We start from the raw sequence: 18,666 nt of genomic DNA on the forward strand, positions 1-18,666 counted from the left end.
AAATCCGTCCATCGTCTGCGACGAATTTTCAAGATCACCTTATGGCCTCGAATAGGGAAGTCGGTTATATTAACTGCTTCCATGAACCCCTTGGACTCGAAGGTGGCATTACCTGACAAAGTCTTGTCCATACGTTCGTCAAGACTAATATGAAACTCAGGTCCAACCTCGCAGACAGAAACGATAGTAAAATAATCTAATATTTGAGAAGGCAAAACAAGAGTTGCCAAGGTGCGTAACATTTTTTCTTCCATAATGCGAAGGTCGGAATTATTAAGATAAATAACAAATTATTCCCCCATTGATTTTCTACTGAGCCCCAAAGTGTCGAAACCCAGTTGAGAATTGCGATGGAACCAAAGTTTCAGACATCAGCCAATTAGTCTCCAACCCACCAGTCTGTCCATGATTTTCGCCACGGACAATTAGTCCAAATATCAACATTATTGGCAAATTATTTTTTCTTTTGCCAATAATTGCTTATTTTTGCATTAAATAAAACAAAAAAAACATGCAGGAAACGTGTCATTATTCAGTCCTAATTCATGAACAGGCAAGAAAGTATGGAGCCAAGCCAGTATTGACTTTCCGTAACTTTGGCAGCCTGAAATGGAAGACAGTGTCCTGGAATCAGTTCTCATTGCGGGTGAAACAAGTGTCGAACGCACTGTTGAACCTTGGCCTGAAGCCACAAGAGAAGATTGCCGTGTTCGCACAGAACAGCATTCAATATCTATACACAGACTTTGGAGCTTATGGTGTGAGGGTTATTACCATTCCTTTCTATGCCACCAGCTCGGAACAGCAAATACAATACATGATTCAAGATGCCGGAGTTCGCTACCTGTTTGTAGGCGAACAAGAGCAGTACGACAAGACTCACCGCATCTTTGCGCTCTGTCCGACATTGGAGCGCATCATTATCTTTGACCCAAGCGTGCGTATCAGCACACACGACCCACACGCACTGTTCTTCGAAGACTTCCTGAAGCTGGGCGAGGGCTTCCCCCGACAGTCTGAAGTGGAGAAGATAAGTGCGGAAGCCACAGAAGAGGACATCTGCAACATTCTCTACACCAGTGGCACAACGGGCGAGAGCAAGGGTGTTATTCTCACCCACGGCATGTACAAAGCAGCAATGGAGGCCAACGGTTTGTGCGTCCCCGTGACGGATAAAGACCGCGTAATCAACTTCCTACCTTTCGCACACATATTCGAAAAAGCATGGGCCTACCTGATTTTGACATTCGGCGGAGAGCTGATTATCAACACCTATCCGAAGGAAATTCAGGATAGTATGCGTGAGACGCATCCCACTTGCATGGCTTCTGTACCCCGCTTCTGGGAGAAAGTTTACATTGCCGTCAAGGAAAAAATAGAGAAATCGAGCGTTATCCAACGAAAGGTTTTCGAACATGCTCTGTCCGTGGGGCGAAAGCGGAACATCACTTACCTGAGCCGAGGCAAACGTGTTCCCATTCATTTGGAAATGGAATACCAACTGGTGAACAAGACCATTCTAAGCCTTGTCAGGAAACAGCTGGGGCTCGAGAATGCCAATCTGTTCCCAACGGCAGGAGCATTTGTGCCGCCAGAGGTCGAAGAGTTTGTTCACAGCATAGGGTTGAACATGCTTGTGGGGTACGGTCTTACTGAAAGCCTTGCCACAGTGAGTTGCGACCACAAGGACAAGCCCTACACAGTGGGCTCGGTAGGGCGACCGATTCACAACATAGAGATAAAGATAGGCGAAGATGACGAGATACTGCTGAAAGGCCCAACAATCACACCGGGTTACTTCCAACGCGAGCACATCAACAACACAGCTTTCGATAAAGACGGATTCTTCCACACTGGAGATGCTGGCTATCTGAAAGACGGAGAGCTATTCCTAAAGGAAAGAATCAAAGACCTATTCAAGACGTCAAACGGTAAATACATTGCGCCTCAGATGGTCGAAGGCATGCTACTGGTCGATAAGTTCATTGACCAAGCTGTCGTGATTGCCGATCAGCGAAAATATGTATCAGCATTGCTCGTTCCTGAATTTAGAGTTCTGGAAGAATGGGCCAAAGACAACGGCATCGCATTTGAAAACCGCGAAGACCTTTGCGACAACATCTGCGTTCAAAAGATGTACAAGGAGCGCATCGACACGCTTCAACAACGATTGGCGTCTTACGAACAGATTAAGACGTTCACCTTGCTGGCTCATCATTTCTCAATGGAGTCAGGAGAACTTACCAACACACTGAAGCTGAAACGCTCTGTCATCAACAAGAATTTCAAAGACATCATCGACAAGATGTACGAGGATTAAAGGGCTATTGACCAAGAATTAAAAACAAAAGAAGTGATTACAGCCGACCAACTGAAAGACGTGACAGAGCGAGTTGAAGCTCTGCATCGCTATCTGAACATAGATAAAAGAAAGATTGAGTTCGAAGAGGAACAGCTCCGCACACAGGCGCCCGACTTTTGGGAGGATGCCGAACGTGCGCAGGAGCAGATGAAAAAGGTGAAAGGCATAGAGAAATGGCTGAAAGGCTATGAGAATGTGCGCACGCAGAGCGACGAGCTGCAACTGGCTTTCGACTTCTACAAGGACGAGCTGGTCACCGAAGAGGAAGTGGATGCTGCCTATACGAAGGTGGTGGCAGCCATTGAGGACCTTGAACTCATGAATATGCTCCGCCAGGAGGAAGACCCGATGGAGTGTGTGATGAAAATCAATTCAGGCGCTGGTGGCACTGAGAGTCAGGATTGGGCATCGATGCTCATGCGTATGTATATGCGTTATGGAGAGGCGCACGGCTACCGTGTTACCATCTCCGATATTCAGGACGGCGATGAAGCCGGCATCAAGAGCGTGACGATGAAATTCGAGGGCGGCGAATATGCCTACGGGTTCCTCAAAAGCGAGAACGGCGTCCACCGATTAGTGCGTGTCAGCCCATTCAACGCACAGGGCAAGCGCATGACGAGCTTTGCCAGCGTGTTCGTTTCTCCACTCATCGACGACTCAATAGAGGTATATGTCGATCCGGCACGCGTTAGCTGGGACACCTTCCGCTCAGGAGGCGCCGGCGGACAGAACGTGAACAAGGTGGAGTCGGGTGTGCGTCTGCGCTATCAATACGAAGACCCCGACACTGGAGAGCATGAAGAAATACTCATCGAGAATACCGAAACACGCGACCAACCCAAGAACCGCGCCAAGGCTATGCAGCTTTTGAAATCGCAACTCTACGACCGTGCCATGAAAAAGAAGATGGAAGCACAGGCGAAAGTTGAGGCCTCGAAGAAGAAAATTGAATGGGGAAGCCAGATTCGCAGCTATGTGTTTGACGACCGCCGCGTGAAAGACCACAGAACCAATTATCAGACATCTGATGTCGATGGAGTGATGGACGGAAAAATCGACGGTTTCATCAAAGCCTACCTGATGGAATTCCCTGTAGAGGAATAACAATCGTCTCATCTTATCACAGAAAAGACAAAAGCATTTTTAAGCTGAATAAATACATATATAATCAATTCAACTATGAGCGATAAAAGAAAATTGTATCAGAAGCAACGCGAAGCACGACAGGAAAAGCAGGCAAAGAACGTTATCAAGTGGATTATCATCACGCTGTTAATACTCGGATTGGCGTATGCTGCCTACTCTATCTACCTTTATAGCTAATGAGCGGAGTCGAGATTGAAAGGAAATTTTTAGTCCACAAGTCAGCAGATTGGAAAAAATCTGCACACACCTCGCACCATATTCAGCAGGGATATTTCGCTGCCGTCAATACGGTGCGCATCCGTATTCAGGACGACAAAGCCTTCCTGACCATCAAAGGGCCGTCGCGAAACGGCGGACTGTCGCGCTACGAGTTTGAAAAAGAAATCACACAAGAAGAGGCCAAGCATCTTTTACGGCTTTGCGAGCCAGGCATCATCGACAAACGACGCTACCTTATCGAACATGAAGGACACACTTTTGAGGTCGATGAGTTCTATGGCGACAACGATGGGCTGGTGATGGCCGAAGTAGAATTGAACAGCGAGGAAGAAGCCTTCGAAAAACCAGACTTCATCGGCATGGAGGTCACGGGTGACCGCAGATTCTACAACTCGCAGATGCGGCGCAATCCATTCAAGATCTGGCGCGATACTTTGCCACAAGAATACCGATAACAAAGGCTATTGCTGCTCCGATGGTATCGGCAAGAAAATCCAACCACTCACCACTGCGATTTCCTCCAGTACAATAGGCTTGCAGAATTTCGATGAGTCCACCCATCAACGAAGGCATGAGAAACACCCATAATGCAAGTTTCTTTGCACCCGAATAGCCGTAAGCGTTAAAATATTCCAACGCTATGCAGACACCCAGGCACAGATAAAGAATGATATGCGTCCATTTATCAATGAGACTGATATTCTGAAGAGGAGTGTCGGGAACATTGATGAAGCAGAGAACAAATATCGCAATGATGATGTTGGTGGTGAAAGGAAATTTACGAAGTACTCTCATCGGACTGAATTTATTTTGTAAGTACATTGCAAAGATAAGAAACATTTTGCAATTCCCGAACCTAAGATTTGATAATCTGACCCCGAACACTAAAATACCATGAATTTAAGAGAGTTTTTCTATTTACAAAAGTCAGACAGAAAAGTAGTAATCTTTCTCCTGACACTGGCTGCTGCTGCCATCTCTATCGTCTATCTCTTGGGAGATAAAAACACACGGACCATTGGAGATTCTGAAAACGAGACTTCAATCCTTGGCCTTGACAACACGACGAAATACGGAAAACCGAAAGAAAACGGTTATTACGAATTGAGGGACGGAAGAAGAGTGGAGCTCTTCCCTTTTGATCCGAACACCGCCGACAGCACACAATTGAGCCGACTGGGACTTGCCCCCTACCAAATTCGCAACATCTACAAATACAGGGCAAAAGGAGGTGTTTACCGATCGCCACAAGATTTCGCCCGCCTCTATGGACTCACACGCAAACAATACCGAGCCTTGGAGCCATATATTATGATAGGCGATGACTATCAGCCCGCCTTCACAATGGAATCAGTGAGAGCCTACCACGAGAACAAGACTGCCGAAAGGCAGCGGGTACACGACGCCTACGAGGCTTATAAGGCACAAGATGCCTACAAGCCCTATAAGGAGTACGATCGCGACACCATTCGCTATCCGCTGAAAATCAAAGTCGGCGAATACATTAATCTTGCCACTGCCGACACCACGATGCTGAAAAAGATACCGGGTATAGGGTCAGGATGGGCACGGGCCATCGTAAGCTACGGACAGCGCCTTGGCGGTTACGTATCTGTGGGACAGTTGAAAGAGATTGAGGGCTTTCCTAAGGAATCGCTCCCATTCTTCAAGGTGGTTCATCCACAAACGCAAAAGATGAATCTGAACAAGCTTTCGGTTGCACAGATGCGCCGTCACCCTTATATCAACTTTTATCAGGCAAGGGCAATCTATGACTACCGTAGGCTGAAAGGTAAGATTACCAGTCTCACCCAACTGCGACTCCACAAAGACTTTCCACCAGAAGCCATCGAACGACTGGGTCCTTACGTTACATTCTAACGATGGCGATGTTTATCTCTAAGTAAGCCATCATATAATTCTAATCCTCCGAAACATTCCATCTCACTTAAACCCAACCCTGTCATTAGAAAACTCCGCTTTCTTTTTGTAATTAGATAGAAAGAAAGCCACATGTTACGAGGAAAGCTTTAAAAACCAATTTGGGAAAATATTCACAAAATTTCTAAGGGCTTATGTACAAAGAACAAAAGGCTGCATCCATTTAAAGGATGCAGCCCATTTTCTATATGCTAAGAAATGCTTAGCGCATGATAATTAAAAACAACTCAGAGATTTATGGATTCTGTACCAAGTTCTTGTTGGCATTAATTTCCTTAATCGGAAGTTTATGCAAGAAGTTCTTATCATCTGTGCGCATTACCTTTCTTGCAGATTCCTTGTGGTTGGAAACAACCTGAATGTCCTTACCATTCTTATCCTTAATCGTGTAACCCTTGGTACGGTCGATAGTTTCCTTCCAGCGTTTCATGTCGAACCAGTTTGTACCCTCACCCCAAAGCTCTATGCGGCGTTGGAAACGAACCTCCTTGCGGAGTTCATCCTGTGTTGTAGGAGCTTTAAACTTAGGATCGCGCTTGCTGGCAAAAGCAGTGAGCTTGGTTTGTGCATCACCTAACTCTCCTAATTCTACCAATGCTTCGATTTCAAGCAAAATAGGATCCTGAACGCGGATGAAGCAATAATCTTGTTCCATTCCTGCCTCACCTGCAATAAACTTCACTTGCTCAAAGTTATCAAGATCATCTAATTTTTTCATACCAGAGTTGTGAGTCTGTGCGAGCATCTGCATCGCTACTTCAGGCAGTGAATCCTTATCAATCCAGAGCTTTCTGCGAGAGTCGCTCTTAGGAATCTGATTGTACAGGTAGTTGTAGATAAGCTTGGTCTTACCACCGGCAGCATAACCTCTGGAGAGGAAATGATCCATGTGGCTCCAATATGAAGCCCACAACGTAGAGTTCTGAGAGTTGATGTCATAGCCCCACAAGATGTCAGGCTGACCAATGTCCCAACCGCGAGCTGGCTCTGAAACCTTATCGGTACCACCTTCTTGTGCGATCACAGCATAGGTTTTAACATTTGCCCAATCTTCCATCTGAGCATAAGCCTTTGCCAAATAAGCAGCAGCGACAGCTCGATCTACATCTGTGCGAACACCAGTGTTATGGCAGTGATCAACAGCGTATTTCAGATCCTCGATGATTTGTGCATAAACTTCTTTCACGGTAGCGCGAGGAAGGTTCTCATCGGTTGACTTCAATGCGAGAGGAACACCAAGTGCATCCTCATGACCTTTATAGGTATGCTGATAGAAGTTTACCAAATGGAAGTAAGAGATACCACGCAGAGCAAGTGCCTCACCCTTAGATGCCATCACTTCGGGATCGTCGGATTCCTGAGCAAAGTAAGTTTCCAAGTGGAGATTCACTTTCGCAATAACGTCATAGAACTGCCCCCATGTAGATCTGGTACGGCGATAATTCTCCATGCGGTTATCAATCTGATAGTCGAATTGGAACCAGTTCCAATTCTGATATGCAACGTCTTCGCACATCAAATCGGTAGCGATATGGAAAGCCTTCAAACCGAAATCATCATGGCTGTCATAAAAATCCTGGAAAATGGAATATACCTTTGCCAAAGCAGCTTTTGCTACCTTTGGCTGTGTTTCTGGGTTGCCAATCAACTCGTCGTGACGTTCCTGAGTTACGTTATCCGTTACTACAGGATCGAGGTCGCACCCTGTTAAACCAAACGTGAATGCGAGTGCAGCTGCAACTTTTATATAATTCTTCATATTTCTTATATTTTATAATCGTTTATTAAACTGATTTTTATAAATTCAGGTTGATACCAAACGAGAGGGCACGTACCGCACTGTTTACACTGACATTTTGTGTACCGTTGAGTGAAACACGTGGGTCAAGGCCTTTTCTCTTAGACCACAAACCGAGGTTGTCGGCAGCGAAGTAAATGCGAAGACCCTGAATACCCACTTTATTCAAGAGACTCTTTGGCAACGTGTAACCCAATGTGAGGTTGTTCAAGCTGAGGTAAGAGCCATCAATGATGAAACGGTCAGTAGCTTCAGTTAGTTTTTGTGTGCTGCTCTGCAAACGTGGAACGTCGGTGTTTTTGTTCTCCGGAGTCCAACGATTGAGAATATCCATGTGCCAGTTAGTACCCGGATTTCCGGCTGACATCAAACCAGCGTAGTTGGCGTCATAAACCTTTCCACCGATACGATAAGCGAACTGCATGGAGAAGTCGAAACCGTAAGCAGCAGCGTTGATGTAGAAGCCACCTGTCAATTTAGGCAAAGAGGAGCCCACAAATTGTCTGTTCTTCAAACCGCTGTCATAATCAGCTCCACCTACTTTCTCGAACTGTTTTTTCTTGTCGTTCCAAATCCAGTAAAGTTGTTCACCATTCTCAGGATTAACGCCGGCAGATTTCACCATATAGTAATCGTAGATGCCGCCACCCTCTTTCATGATGCGCCAATCAGAAGTGATACCATCTTCTTTGAACTTCTCAGGCAGTTTGGTAATCTTGTTCTTATAAGTGATACCATTTACGCCTACATTCACGTTGATGTGCTCATCGTTATAAACATTAGAAGAGAGGCTAAACTCGAAACCAGTGTTTCTCATGTTACCGAAGTTTACGGGTTCTGTATCGAAACCTGTTGTTGAAGGTATCGGGAGGTTGAAGAGCATGTCTGATGTACGACGAGTGAAGAAGTCTAATTCACCGGCAATAGCACCCTTCCAGAATGAGAATTCAAGACCTACGTCCAAGTTGTTGTTCTTTTCCCAAGTGATTTCCTTATTACCTTTATAGACAGGTCCATAAACACTTTCCGTACCTGTAGAGGAAATTCGATAAAGGTTAGTGTACGGAGTATAAGCTCTTACCGATGAGCCCGGCAAGTAGAGATAGTCGTTACCTTGAACACCATAGCTGACACGCAGCTTCAAGTTCTGAATGGCCTTGACATCCTTTAGGAAGTCTTCTTGGTTGATACGCCAAGATGCGCCCACGCTCCAGAATGTACCCCAGCGGTGATCCGGATGGAATACGGAAGAACCATCACGACGCAGAGAAGCAGAAGCATAGTACTTGTCCATATAATCGGCTGTTACCTGTCCGAAGAAACCTTCTACCTTATATTCGCGAGAATAAGAGTCCAAATCGGAAATGGTAGCTGCTGAACGGAATTCCGGCAGAGTCGGGTCGAGAAGACCTTTCTTTTCACCAGACATGAAGTTCCATCTCTGTGAGAAGTATTCATGACCCAACATGGCATGGATTGTAAAGTCGTTGAATGTTCGATCCCAATTCAAGATTTGGTTCCAGTTGGTTGACAACGATTGGTTTACTTCCTTATTGAGGATACCGCCGTATGCCTGACCATCACCCACGAGTGGATTTGTCAAATTAGTCCAACGCCACCAGTTGCCATTGAATGTTGCAGTTGTGCTGAACTTGAAGTTGTAAGGCAGCTTCACGTCGATGCGTGCGTTCTCGGTGAGGTAGTAATTGGTATTCTTCTGTACATTGAGTAGGTTTTGCTTGATGAGGTTTATACCACCTGCATAGAGACGGCTTTGCGAATCGTCATAAATACCCTCTCCATTTGCATCGCGCAAGATCTTACCATCAGCGTCGTGCATATAGACAGGATAGATAGGAGCTATCATACGACTCCACATGAAGGCATTGCTATAGTTGCTTCCCTCGTCAGCCGCATTGCGAGCATTGGTCTTAGCAAATTGTGAGGAAGCGGAAATTCTCAACCAATCGGTGATGTCAGCGTCATAAGACATACGGTTAGTCAGACGCTCAAAACCTGTATTCATGTTGAAACCGCGATCGTTCAAATAACCCAAAGAGAAGTAAACCTTAGATTTTTCACTACCTTTCGTTACGCTGAGGTTGTATTCCTCTCGAGTTCTCGGGTCGTATAGAACACCTTCCCAATCGTTGAAGTTGCTTGCGTCTTCGTAGCGGATGGGAGCAGTGGTAAGATTACCATTCGCATCAACCACCTGATTGTCAGGAGTACTATAAATATTATAACCTAATTCATCAATCAAGTTATCGGAAGCCCATTGAGCGGGATTAGCCTCAGGATCTTTAATATAAGTAACAGAGTTCTTCAAAGCTTCCCATGTCAGCTTGTAATACAAGCCTGGATCGCGGATGATGTCATACTCTGGAACGGCACGTTGGTTTGTACCAATGCGAGCATCGAAAGATACCTGTACACGACCCTTGTTACCACTCTTCGTAGTAATCAAGATTACACCGTTGGCACCACGAGCACCATACAAAGCAGCGGAAGCAGCGTCCTTCAAAACGTTGATGCTTTCAATATCCTTTGTATTGATGGCATTGATTTCACCATCATAAGGAGCACCATCCAAAATAACGAGCGGTGCACTGGAAGCATTCAAAGAACCGATACCGCGAATACGCATCGTTGTTCCCTGACCTGCACGACCAGAAGGAGAGCTTACGGACAAACCAGCTACCATACCTTCCAAAGCCTTGGAAGCATCGGCTGCTTGCACCTTCTCCAACTTCTTCGAGTCGATGTTGGTTGCAGCACCAGTATAAGTTGATTTCTTCACTGTACCGTAAGCAACGACGAGGACTTCGTCCATGTCGCTTCCCGCAGTTGCCAACTTGATAATCATGTTGTTGCTTGCGGTTACGGTCTTGGATACCATACCAATGTAAGAAACTACGAGTTTCGCACCCTTGGGTACGCTCAAAGTAAACTTACCGTCAAGATCGGTAGCGGTACCAGTTTTCGTTCCTTCAACCATCACGGAAGCACCGATAATGGGTTGACTGTCGTCTGCAGAAATCACAGTACCGCTAATCTGTGTTTGTGCCAATGCCATTCCAAAACTTAGGAATAGACATGCGAGAAACATTGTTAGTCTTTTTTCCATAAAATTTCTTTTTAAATTATGTTTAAGTGAAAGATTTCCTCTCTGAAACTTAATGTACTCATGCATTTATCTTTTATTAAGTTGTTAGATGATTAGGTATTTCAATTTGTTAACTACTTGCAAATATAATATAATATTTTTAACAGAATAAATACTGCAGTCAAAAAAGGTAAGAAATTTATATTTATTAACATATTACACTCTCTATTTGATGCAATTTGGTGTTTTATGCATAAAATATTAAGAGAATCTATTGATTTAGATTTGTTTTATTTCATTTTATCTAAATATTTATAGTATAAATTACAATATTAAACAAAAACAACGGCTACAGATTTATCAAATCGTAACATCTCTTACAAACTGTAAGATAATATAGGGATAAAACACGTAAAAAAATCAACAATTGACCAATTTTAGCTTGTTAACAATTCTAATTGTGACATTCTGTAAACCAACGTTAACAATACTGTGTTGGAAAGAGTGAGAGCGTAGTTTATAAAGTTTAAAATGCTTATATATAATAAGGTATAAAGCATCTTTCAGACTTTCTTTACCAATGGTGCTTAGAATAAAACAGAACTGGTCATTAGACCGCAATTCAGAATTTGATGATGACGGTGAGACTTCCTGACTGATTTCATTCGCTTGCGTTTTCCTACTTTCAGCCATAATTGATACCAATGACATTAATAACGATCATGGATATCCAACGATGCTTCTCAATACCTTTCTGTATTGTTCTTCAGTATTTAACAATAGGTACGAAAGAGGGTGTGTCGAAATTGACACACCCTTTTTGCCTTACATTAGTCGGGATGAGGCGACTCGAACGCCCGACCCCTACGTCCCGAACGTAGTGCGCTACCAACTGCGCTACATCCCGATATTTACCAACTTATGTAAAGGCGGATGCAAAGTTAGTGAAAAAAGTAGAAACAGCGAAACTTTTATTTGAAATTATCACTTTTGATGGTTTATAGACGAATAAGCAGTCATAAACAAAATATTTGAGTAATTCCATCTATTAATATTAATATTCTATGAAAAAAATAGTAATTTTGCAGTCTTAATTAAATAAGTCTGAGTTTATTGCGTGCATAATGACAATACTAAACAAGTTTTTTGAAAAAGTTGCCACACCTCTTTATAAAGAGTTCCCCTTCTTTTTCATCGTCTTGACCCTCATCGGTTATCCTATCATAGTTGACTTCCTGGCCAACCTTCCCGCCGTGGGTTCAGTCGTAAAGATGTCCCGCTATCTCGGCATGGCTATCTTCATCGCATATCTCTTCACTGTGATTGTCTATTGCAGTCAAGTCAAGATAGTGAAAATGACGTTCTACACCATACTCTCGACCCTTGCGCTGACTGATATTTTCCTTCGTTTGGCTTTCGGACAGCAAATCTCTCCCGTCATCCTACTGCTCCTCGGAGAGACCAACAGTAACGAATCGAACGAATTTATCAACACCTTCGTGCTTGGGGAAGATGGCTTTCTGGCCGTAGCTATCCTCACAATCGTTGTTGCAGCCACCATCGTTCTTGAGAAGAACAGAGACGGATTAGAACGGAGACTCAAGACATGGGGCAAGCCCACGAAAGCCATCACAGCCTTATTCCTCGCCTATTTCCTCATCGCCGGTGCATGGAAAGCCCGAATCTACTATACTTTACTGACGAGCCCCACCCGCATGCAGCTTGAGGAATGGGCGACATCGAACAAAAGCGGCACTTGTACCGACCTCGTCACCTGCACCTCTTATGCCCTGACGGGGGCTAAGGCGCTGGCCAACGACATCCAAATTGCCAAGCAAACTGCACTGAATGTCTGCAAATCGCACGCTACCATCGCCGAGGACTCCACGCTGACGGTGGTCTATGTGCTGGGCGAGTCGTTCATCAAATACCATTCGTCGCTCTACGGCTATTACAACAAGACGAATCCACGGCTTGAGAAGGAACAAAAAGATGGCAACTTGTTTGTGTTCAATGACGTTGTGACGCCCTACAACCGCACGTCTTTCACCATGAAGAACACGTTCAGTTGCAACAGCCTTTCCAATCGAGAGTGCTGGGCATACTATCCGCTCTTCCCCACCATCTTCAAACAAGCGGGATATGATGTCTATTTTTGGGACATTCAGAAGACGATGGACACCAAGGAGATGTACTCCATATCTATCAACTCGCTGCTTTACGACAGAAAGATACAGCGTCTCTCCTACTCCGAGTTATCGAGTTGCAAGCCCTTCGCCTACGACGAACAGCTGGTGGCCGACTTCTTCTCGAAACCAAGGGCTGCCAAGGGTCGCAACTTGGTGATGTTCCACCTGCTCGGACAGCACGTCGATGCCGACAAGCGATATCCCCACACGGCTGAGTTTACCAAATTTCAGGCCAAAGACATACGCAACAACAATGACTACATCACCGAAAAGATGAAGTCGGAAATTGCCCATTACGACAATGCCACGCTCTATAACGACTATGTTGTGTCGGAAATCATCAGACACTACAAAGACAAGAACTGCGTGCTGGTCTATTATTCGGATCACGGAGAGGAAATCTACGACTATCGACCGTCGCTGGGCCGAAAGTTGAAGCCCATGTGCAGCAATCTGTTGAAATATCAATTCGACATCCCGTTCATGGTTTGGTGCTCCGACACCTATAAGCAACGGCATCCAGACATCATCAGAAGATTGAGGGCAGCCGTCAACAAGCCGCTCACCATCGACCACATAGCCCACACTTTGCTCGCTCTGGGCGGAATCAGAACACCTTATTATAGAAAGCGGTTCGACATTCTGAACCCATCCTACCAGCCAGGACCGAGGATTGTGAACGACAACATCGAATATGAGAAAACAAGATGGGGAAGGCAATAGCACCTTCCCCATCTTGTTTTTCCATGAATGACATCACAACAGCGCCGGCAACTCGAATAGTCGCACGCCATTGCTGCCCTTAATCAGTATGTAATGGTCGCGTGGCTGAAGTCTTTCTATCACGGCCTTCACCTCCTCGGTGTTCTTGAACTTGCGAAAACCAGTCCGCGTCCTTGCAAAATTCTCACCCACGAGCCACACGTTCTCTATGCCGGCGGCACTGATTAAATCAACCACCTTTTGATGTTCCTCATCGGAAACCTCACCCAATTCCCTCATATCGCCAAGAATGGCCATCTTATTTCCGACATCCATCAAGCGGAAGTTCTCAATGGCCGCTGCCATACTCGAAGGATTGGCATTGTAGGCATCTACAATCAATTTATTATGCTCGGTCTCTGTCAGCTGCGAACGGTTGTTTTGTGGCACGTAGGTCTCCAAGGCATGACAAATCTGCCGTGCCTCGACTCCGAAATGCAGGCCGATGGCGATGGCGGCAAGCATGTTGTCGAGATTGTAGGAGCCGACAAGGTGGGTCAGCACTTCTTTCCACTCGCCTCCTGCCTCATGCCACCTGAGGCGAAGGAACGGCGCACAATCGACGACCTCGCCCTGAACGTTGGCGGTATCGTCCTGACCGTAGGATATGATGCGGTCGAACTCACGCTGACTGGCCATCTCCGACAAGTCGGGATTACTCTCATTGAGGAACAGCAGGCAGCCGTGGGCTTTCAGATAGTCATAGAGCTCGCCCTTTGTGCGTTTCACTCCCTCGAAACTCCCGAAGCCCTGAAGATGGGCACGCCCTACATTGGTTATCAGTCCGCAAGTAGGCTCCACGTAGTTGACGAGTTTCTCAATGTCGCCCTGATGCGATGCGCCCATCTCTATGACCGCTATCTCGTGGTCGGCATTCAGCCCCAACAACGTGCGGGGCACTCCAACGTCGTTGTTGAAATTTCCTTCGGTGTGCCACACCTTGAACTTCTCACTCAGAACGGCCGAAATCAATTCCTTGGAAGTTGTCTTGCCGTTTGTCCCCGTGATACCTATCACAGGAATCTGGAACTGGCGACGGTGCTGGCGGGCAAGCTCTTTGTAGGCGATGAGCGTATCGTCAACGAGTATGAATCGACTGTCGCCCGGATCAGCATACTCCTTCTCGTCGATGACGGCATAGCTGCAGCCCTTCTCTATCGCAGCCTTTGCAAATTTGTTGCCGTCGAACGTCTCCCCTTTCAGGGCAATGAAAATGCTTCCCTTCGGACAGTTGCGACTGTCGGTGGTCACCACCGGATGCTTCTCATACAACGCATATAGTTCTTGAATGTCCATGACCTCACTTCGTTTAGTCGGGTTCTGTTCATCAACCATGTCTGATTCTGTTTTTTCTCTCTAAAACAAGTTGCAAGCAAAAGCGGGATGGCGGCATACACCGTGAATGAACGCTGTTCCACTTTGAACCGAAAAGAATCAGAAAGATGACAAGACGTAATCCCTGTTACACTTATTTATATTATGGTGGCTATTCTTAGCCTCCACCTTTATAGCAATGCAAAGATACGGTAAATCAGAGAGACTTCAAAAGAAGTTCGGCGATTATTTTAGCTGAAACAGGCATTCATCATCCAAACATGGAGCTTTCGTCTCGCGAAAGATAAGGTTTCACTGTTCGAAAGCTCACCTATCGCAATGCAAAAGATGAGCTTTTGCAACCCAACTCACACCATACTGGTTATCAATCAGTTACAAAACCGATTCCTTACCGTAAATTTTCTATGATTCACAGCTTCACGCCTCGTGTCGGAACGGTTGACCATCTTCATTCAGAAAAGAAGCGATTGGAGGAGAGCGACAGTAAAAAAGCAAGGCTTCACCACAACAATAAATAATGATGAGCCTGCCCTCATCTCACACCGGCTTACCCACTATTCGGTAAATTATTCAGATTTACCCATTTCCATTCACTATTCTCAAATAAAATTCCTACATTTGCCATAGCTAAACAAAATTAAATTAATGCTTATGAAAGGAACAGAAAAAATGGTGGGTCACCTCCCATCAGAATGTACAACGATAATCGTTGGCAAGGAAATGACAAGCGATGGTTCCATGATTGTAGCCCGTTCTGAGGACTGGGATGCCATGGAGGCCAAGAACTACGAACTCTACGAAGATACAGAGAACGGCCCGCGCGAATACGTGGCCAAAGACAGCCCATTTCGTTGCGAGCTGCCAACCAAAAGGCTGGGCTATAGCGCCCTTGCGCCATTCAGCTTGCCCAATCACTGGGGTAGCGCCGGCTTTAACACAGCAGGTGTGGGCATGAGTGCCACCGAAAGCATTTTCAGCAGTGACGCCGTGTTGAAGTTCGACCCACTCGTCGAGAACGGAATAGCCGAGAATGCCGTTTTCAACGTTGTGCTGCCCTATGTCCGCACTGCACGCGAGGGCGTAGAACGGTTGGGCATGCTAATAGAGAAACATGGTATTGCCGAAGGATTCGGTATCGGCTTTGTTGACAGTCAGGAGATATGGTATCTCGAAACAGCCTGCGGTCACCGCTGGCTGGCCTGCAAAATGCCCAAGGGAGAATACTTCGCAACAGGCAACCAAAGTCGTTTCCGCATCTATGATCCCATCGACAACGACAACTTCATGGCCTCGCCAGACCTCATTGAGTTTGCCGAGAAAAACGGTCTCTACGACCCGAAGAAGGGAGCGTTCGACTTCCACGAGGCTTATGCCCGTGATGTGAAACTCGATACCACCTACAACTATCCGCGTGTGTGGGGATTGCAGAAAATGTTCTCTCCGGCAATCAAGAACGATGTCACCAAGAACACTTTCCCAGTGTTCGCCAAAGCCGAGAAACCTATCAGCATCAGCGATATGCGACGTGCCTTCCGATTCCATTATGACAATACGGAGCACGACCCGTACCTGCACAACAATCCCAAAGAACCTTACCGCCCGGTATCCATCTTCCGCACCACGCAGACTCACATCTTGCAAGTCCGCCCAGAGCTTCCACAGGCTATCGGCTGCATAGGTTACGTTGCAATGGGAATGGCTGACCTTGGGTTGTTCCTTCCATTGTATCAGGGCATCACATCGTACCCCGAAGCCTACACGAAGGGCACCGACGTGTCAAGCGTTGACTCTGCTTACTGGAAGTTCCGCAAAGTGATGACGCTCGGTATGGTGAACTACAACAAATATGCGCCGATGATCAAGGAGGCCTACCTGAAGTTCGAGGAGGAGACTGATCAGCGCCAGCGCGAGATGGAAGAGGAATATCTGCGCATTTACAAGACGCAGCCGCTCCGTGCCAAAGACATGTTGCAGGAATTCTCCGACCGTGTGCTCACAAAGGCACTCGACCTTGCCGACAATCTGCAAGAGAAGCTCTTCACACAGCTGACAAAGGACATTCAGCAAGAATACCTTTTCCACGGTGCTTAACCAGCCCCGACACTACAGAACAAAAAGAGAGCTACTCCAATCCTGGGGTAGCTCTCTTGTCGTTTGTCAGCATTTGAATGCCGAAAACGCATATATAAAGTTAGAAGTGGCGTCAAGTGGCAAAATCTTACATGTATTATTCTATCAATTATTCTATCTAAATTATCTATCAAACCTAAATTCAAGTCCTCTTAAATTATCTCTTTCACATGACTAAAGCCCATTCCCACTTTATCAAATCCTGTATCTTCTTACCTCAATCCTAACACCTCGGAGATTTCTTTCGTCAATCATCATAATGATGTCTGTATTTGTTCCTGTGCCCATAAGCATGCCCCCTCTTCTTGTATCTGTACGGACCACCGTCTTATCGGCAGTTTGTGCGAGGCACTCTCGCCACCCTTCGCGGACATCTTGAATAGACACTATACACAATCGTTCCGTTTCGCCAAGACAATGGACGGTAGAAGTAGTTGCGTCCGACATACAGACTCCAGCGGAGGCCCGACGAAATCAACTCCAATACTGAGGCTCTTTCTATGTTGCAAAAGTACGAAAGGGAAACGTTAGCTCAAAGGTGTTTTTCCTAAAACGTTGTAGGGATTTTCCTATTGATAATGGGGAATTGTCACGAGGCTAACCTTTCAGTCTGCCGATATTTAACGTCTGACAACGTAAACTCATCAATGAATTTTGAAAAAATCAGAAAAACAAACACTTTATTTTGGAATCTAAAGGATTTGCATTAACTTTGCGGATATGGAGCAAACTAAATCGTCACGGCAGAACAGACCTGTGAATTATACAATCAACGTGAAGGGGCGACTGATGGACATGAGCCGTCCCTGTGTGATGGGCATTCTGAATGTAACCCCTGATTCTTTCTTCGCCGAAAGCCGCATGCAGACAGAGGATAGCATACGTAACCGGGCCAACCAGATTATCGACGAGGGAGCGGAGATCATCGACGTGGGCGCGTGCTCTACCCGTCCAGGAGGCGATGTGGCCAGTGAGGACGAGGAAATGCGACGTCTTGAGATGGCATTGCCCATCATCCGTCAGGCACAGCCCAACGCCGTCATATCGGTAGATACATTCCGTGCGTCGGTGGCTCGCCAAACGGTGGAGAAATTCGGTGCCGACATCATCAACGACGTTGAGGAAGGCGCCGATCCGGACATGTTCCGTACCGTGGCTGATCTCGGAGTGCCCTACATTCTCATGTCGAAAGCTGCCAACTTGCATGACATGCTCATCGGACTGTCAAGCAAAGTTCAGCAGTTGCGTGCCCTTGGGCAGAAAGACATCATACTCGACCCTGGCTTTGGCTTCGGCAAAGAGCCCGTCGCCGGCAACCTCGCCCTGATGAACGAAATGGAACGCCTCCTCGTCATGGAACTTCCCATACTCGTAGGCATCAGCCGCAAGCGCATGATTCACCGGCTTCTGGGCATCACCCCACAGGAAAGCCTCAACGGCACCACCGTCCTGAACACCATCGCACTGATGAAAGGCGCAAGCATTCTCAGGGTACACGACGTGAGACAGGCGGTAGAGGCTGTGAGGATTTACGAAGCACTCTCCCTTACCCCAACTCCCTGAATGGCGAGGGAACGCAGTCGCAACACAATATAGAGATTATCACCTGGATTTTCCGATTTATCCGCTTTCATAACCATCGTCAAGCGAGTCACATCGCGCTATGACTGACACA

At 46.2% G+C, this 18,666-nt stretch carries 14 protein-coding genes and 1 tRNA gene; 8 read left to right on the forward strand and 7 right to left on the reverse strand.

Features of this window, described 5'->3' with window-relative positions; translation table 11 throughout:
• Positions 1-254: ISAon1 family transposase N-terminal region protein (locus H515_RS0106355; RefSeq protein WP_028901733.1), on the reverse strand; the 254-nt coding region annotated here is incomplete at its 3' end.
• 257 nt (positions 255-511) lie between these two features.
• Here H515_RS0106355 and H515_RS0106365 point away from each other — a divergent pair.
• From H515_RS0106365 to H515_RS0106380, 4 genes are all read left to right on the forward strand, one after another.
• A complete protein-coding gene (locus H515_RS0106365; RefSeq protein WP_025876739.1) occupies positions 512-2,320 on the forward strand; it encodes an AMP-dependent synthetase/ligase in 1,809 nt (602 codons plus the stop codon).
• Positions 2,321-2,353: 33 nt separating this feature from the next.
• Entirely contained in the window at positions 2,354-3,469 is a 1,116-nt protein-coding gene (gene prfB, locus H515_RS0106370; protein ID WP_028901734.1) for a peptide chain release factor 2, read from the forward strand.
• Between the two features lie 75 nt (positions 3,470-3,544).
• A complete protein-coding gene (locus H515_RS14825) occupies positions 3,545-3,688 on the forward strand; it encodes a hypothetical protein (RefSeq protein ID WP_169719588.1) in 144 nt (47 codons plus the stop codon).
• A complete protein-coding gene (locus H515_RS0106380) occupies positions 3,688-4,185 on the forward strand; it encodes a CYTH domain-containing protein (RefSeq protein WP_028901735.1) in 498 nt (165 codons plus the stop codon). The genes H515_RS14825 and H515_RS0106380 overlap by 1 nt, the downstream gene beginning before the upstream one ends.
• Here the strand turns inward: H515_RS0106380 and H515_RS0106385 are convergent.
• Positions 4,145-4,525: a VanZ family protein gene (locus H515_RS0106385; RefSeq protein ID WP_025876738.1), complete on the reverse strand. Its 381-nt coding sequence runs from the start codon at positions 4,523-4,525 to the stop codon at positions 4,145-4,147. The two genes, H515_RS0106380 and H515_RS0106385, sit on opposite strands and share 41 nt — an antisense overlap.
• A gap of 99 nt (positions 4,526-4,624) precedes the next feature.
• Between H515_RS0106385 and H515_RS0106390 the strand changes: the two genes are divergently transcribed.
• Complete coding sequence (locus H515_RS0106390) at positions 4,625-5,611, forward strand: ComEA family DNA-binding protein (protein WP_025876737.1); 987 nt, start codon at positions 4,625-4,627, stop codon at positions 5,609-5,611.
• A 295-nt stretch (positions 5,612-5,906) separates the two neighbouring features.
• Here H515_RS0106390 and H515_RS0106395 read toward each other — a convergent pair whose 3' ends face one another.
• The 3 genes from H515_RS0106395 to H515_RS0106405 form a co-directional block, all read right to left on the reverse strand.
• The gene (locus H515_RS0106395; RefSeq protein WP_025876736.1) at positions 5,907-7,430 is read right to left on the reverse strand and encodes a RagB/SusD family nutrient uptake outer membrane protein; all 1,524 of its coding nucleotides are present in this window, start codon (positions 7,428-7,430) and stop codon (positions 5,907-5,909) included.
• Positions 7,431-7,467: 37 nt separating this feature from the next.
• Complete coding sequence (locus H515_RS0106400) at positions 7,468-10,596, reverse strand: SusC/RagA family TonB-linked outer membrane protein (RefSeq protein ID WP_028901736.1); 3,129 nt, start codon at positions 10,594-10,596, stop codon at positions 7,468-7,470.
• A gap of 813 nt (positions 10,597-11,409) precedes the next feature.
• Positions 11,410-11,482 (reverse strand) — tRNA-Pro (locus H515_RS0106405).
• 217 nt (positions 11,483-11,699) lie between these two features.
• Between H515_RS0106405 and H515_RS13110 the strand changes: the two genes are divergently transcribed.
• A complete protein-coding gene (locus H515_RS13110) occupies positions 11,700-13,487 on the forward strand; it encodes a phosphoethanolamine transferase (RefSeq protein WP_051274697.1) in 1,788 nt (595 codons plus the stop codon).
• Between the two features lie 33 nt (positions 13,488-13,520).
• Here the strand turns inward: H515_RS13110 and H515_RS0106415 are convergent, their stop codons facing one another.
• A complete protein-coding gene (locus H515_RS0106415; protein ID WP_025876731.1) occupies positions 13,521-14,822 on the reverse strand; it encodes a UDP-N-acetylmuramoyl-tripeptide--D-alanyl-D-alanine ligase in 1,302 nt (433 codons plus the stop codon).
• 690 nt (positions 14,823-15,512) lie between these two features.
• On the opposite strand from H515_RS0106415, the gene H515_RS0106420 reads away from it, so the two are divergent.
• Complete coding sequence (locus tag H515_RS0106420) at positions 15,513-16,952, forward strand: C69 family dipeptidase (RefSeq protein ID WP_025876729.1); 1,440 nt, start codon at positions 15,513-15,515, stop codon at positions 16,950-16,952.
• Positions 16,953-17,186: 234 nt separating this feature from the next.
• Here the strand turns inward: H515_RS0106420 and H515_RS14520 are convergent, their stop codons facing one another.
• Entirely contained in the window at positions 17,187-17,438 is a 252-nt protein-coding gene (locus tag H515_RS14520) for a hypothetical protein (protein ID WP_154653665.1), read from the reverse strand.
• Positions 17,439-17,711: 273 nt separating this feature from the next.
• On the opposite strand from H515_RS14520, the gene folP reads away from it, so the two are divergent.
• Positions 17,712-18,554 (forward strand): dihydropteroate synthase, encoded by an 843-nt coding sequence (folP, locus tag H515_RS0106425; RefSeq protein WP_025876728.1) that lies wholly within the window; start codon positions 17,712-17,714, stop codon positions 18,552-18,554.
• The last annotated feature ends 112 nt before the right edge of the window (positions 18,555-18,666 follow it).

This window comes from Prevotella corporis DSM 18810 = JCM 8529, assembly GCF_000430525.1.
Classification (GTDB): Bacteria; Bacteroidota; Bacteroidia; order Bacteroidales; family Bacteroidaceae; genus Prevotella; species Prevotella corporis.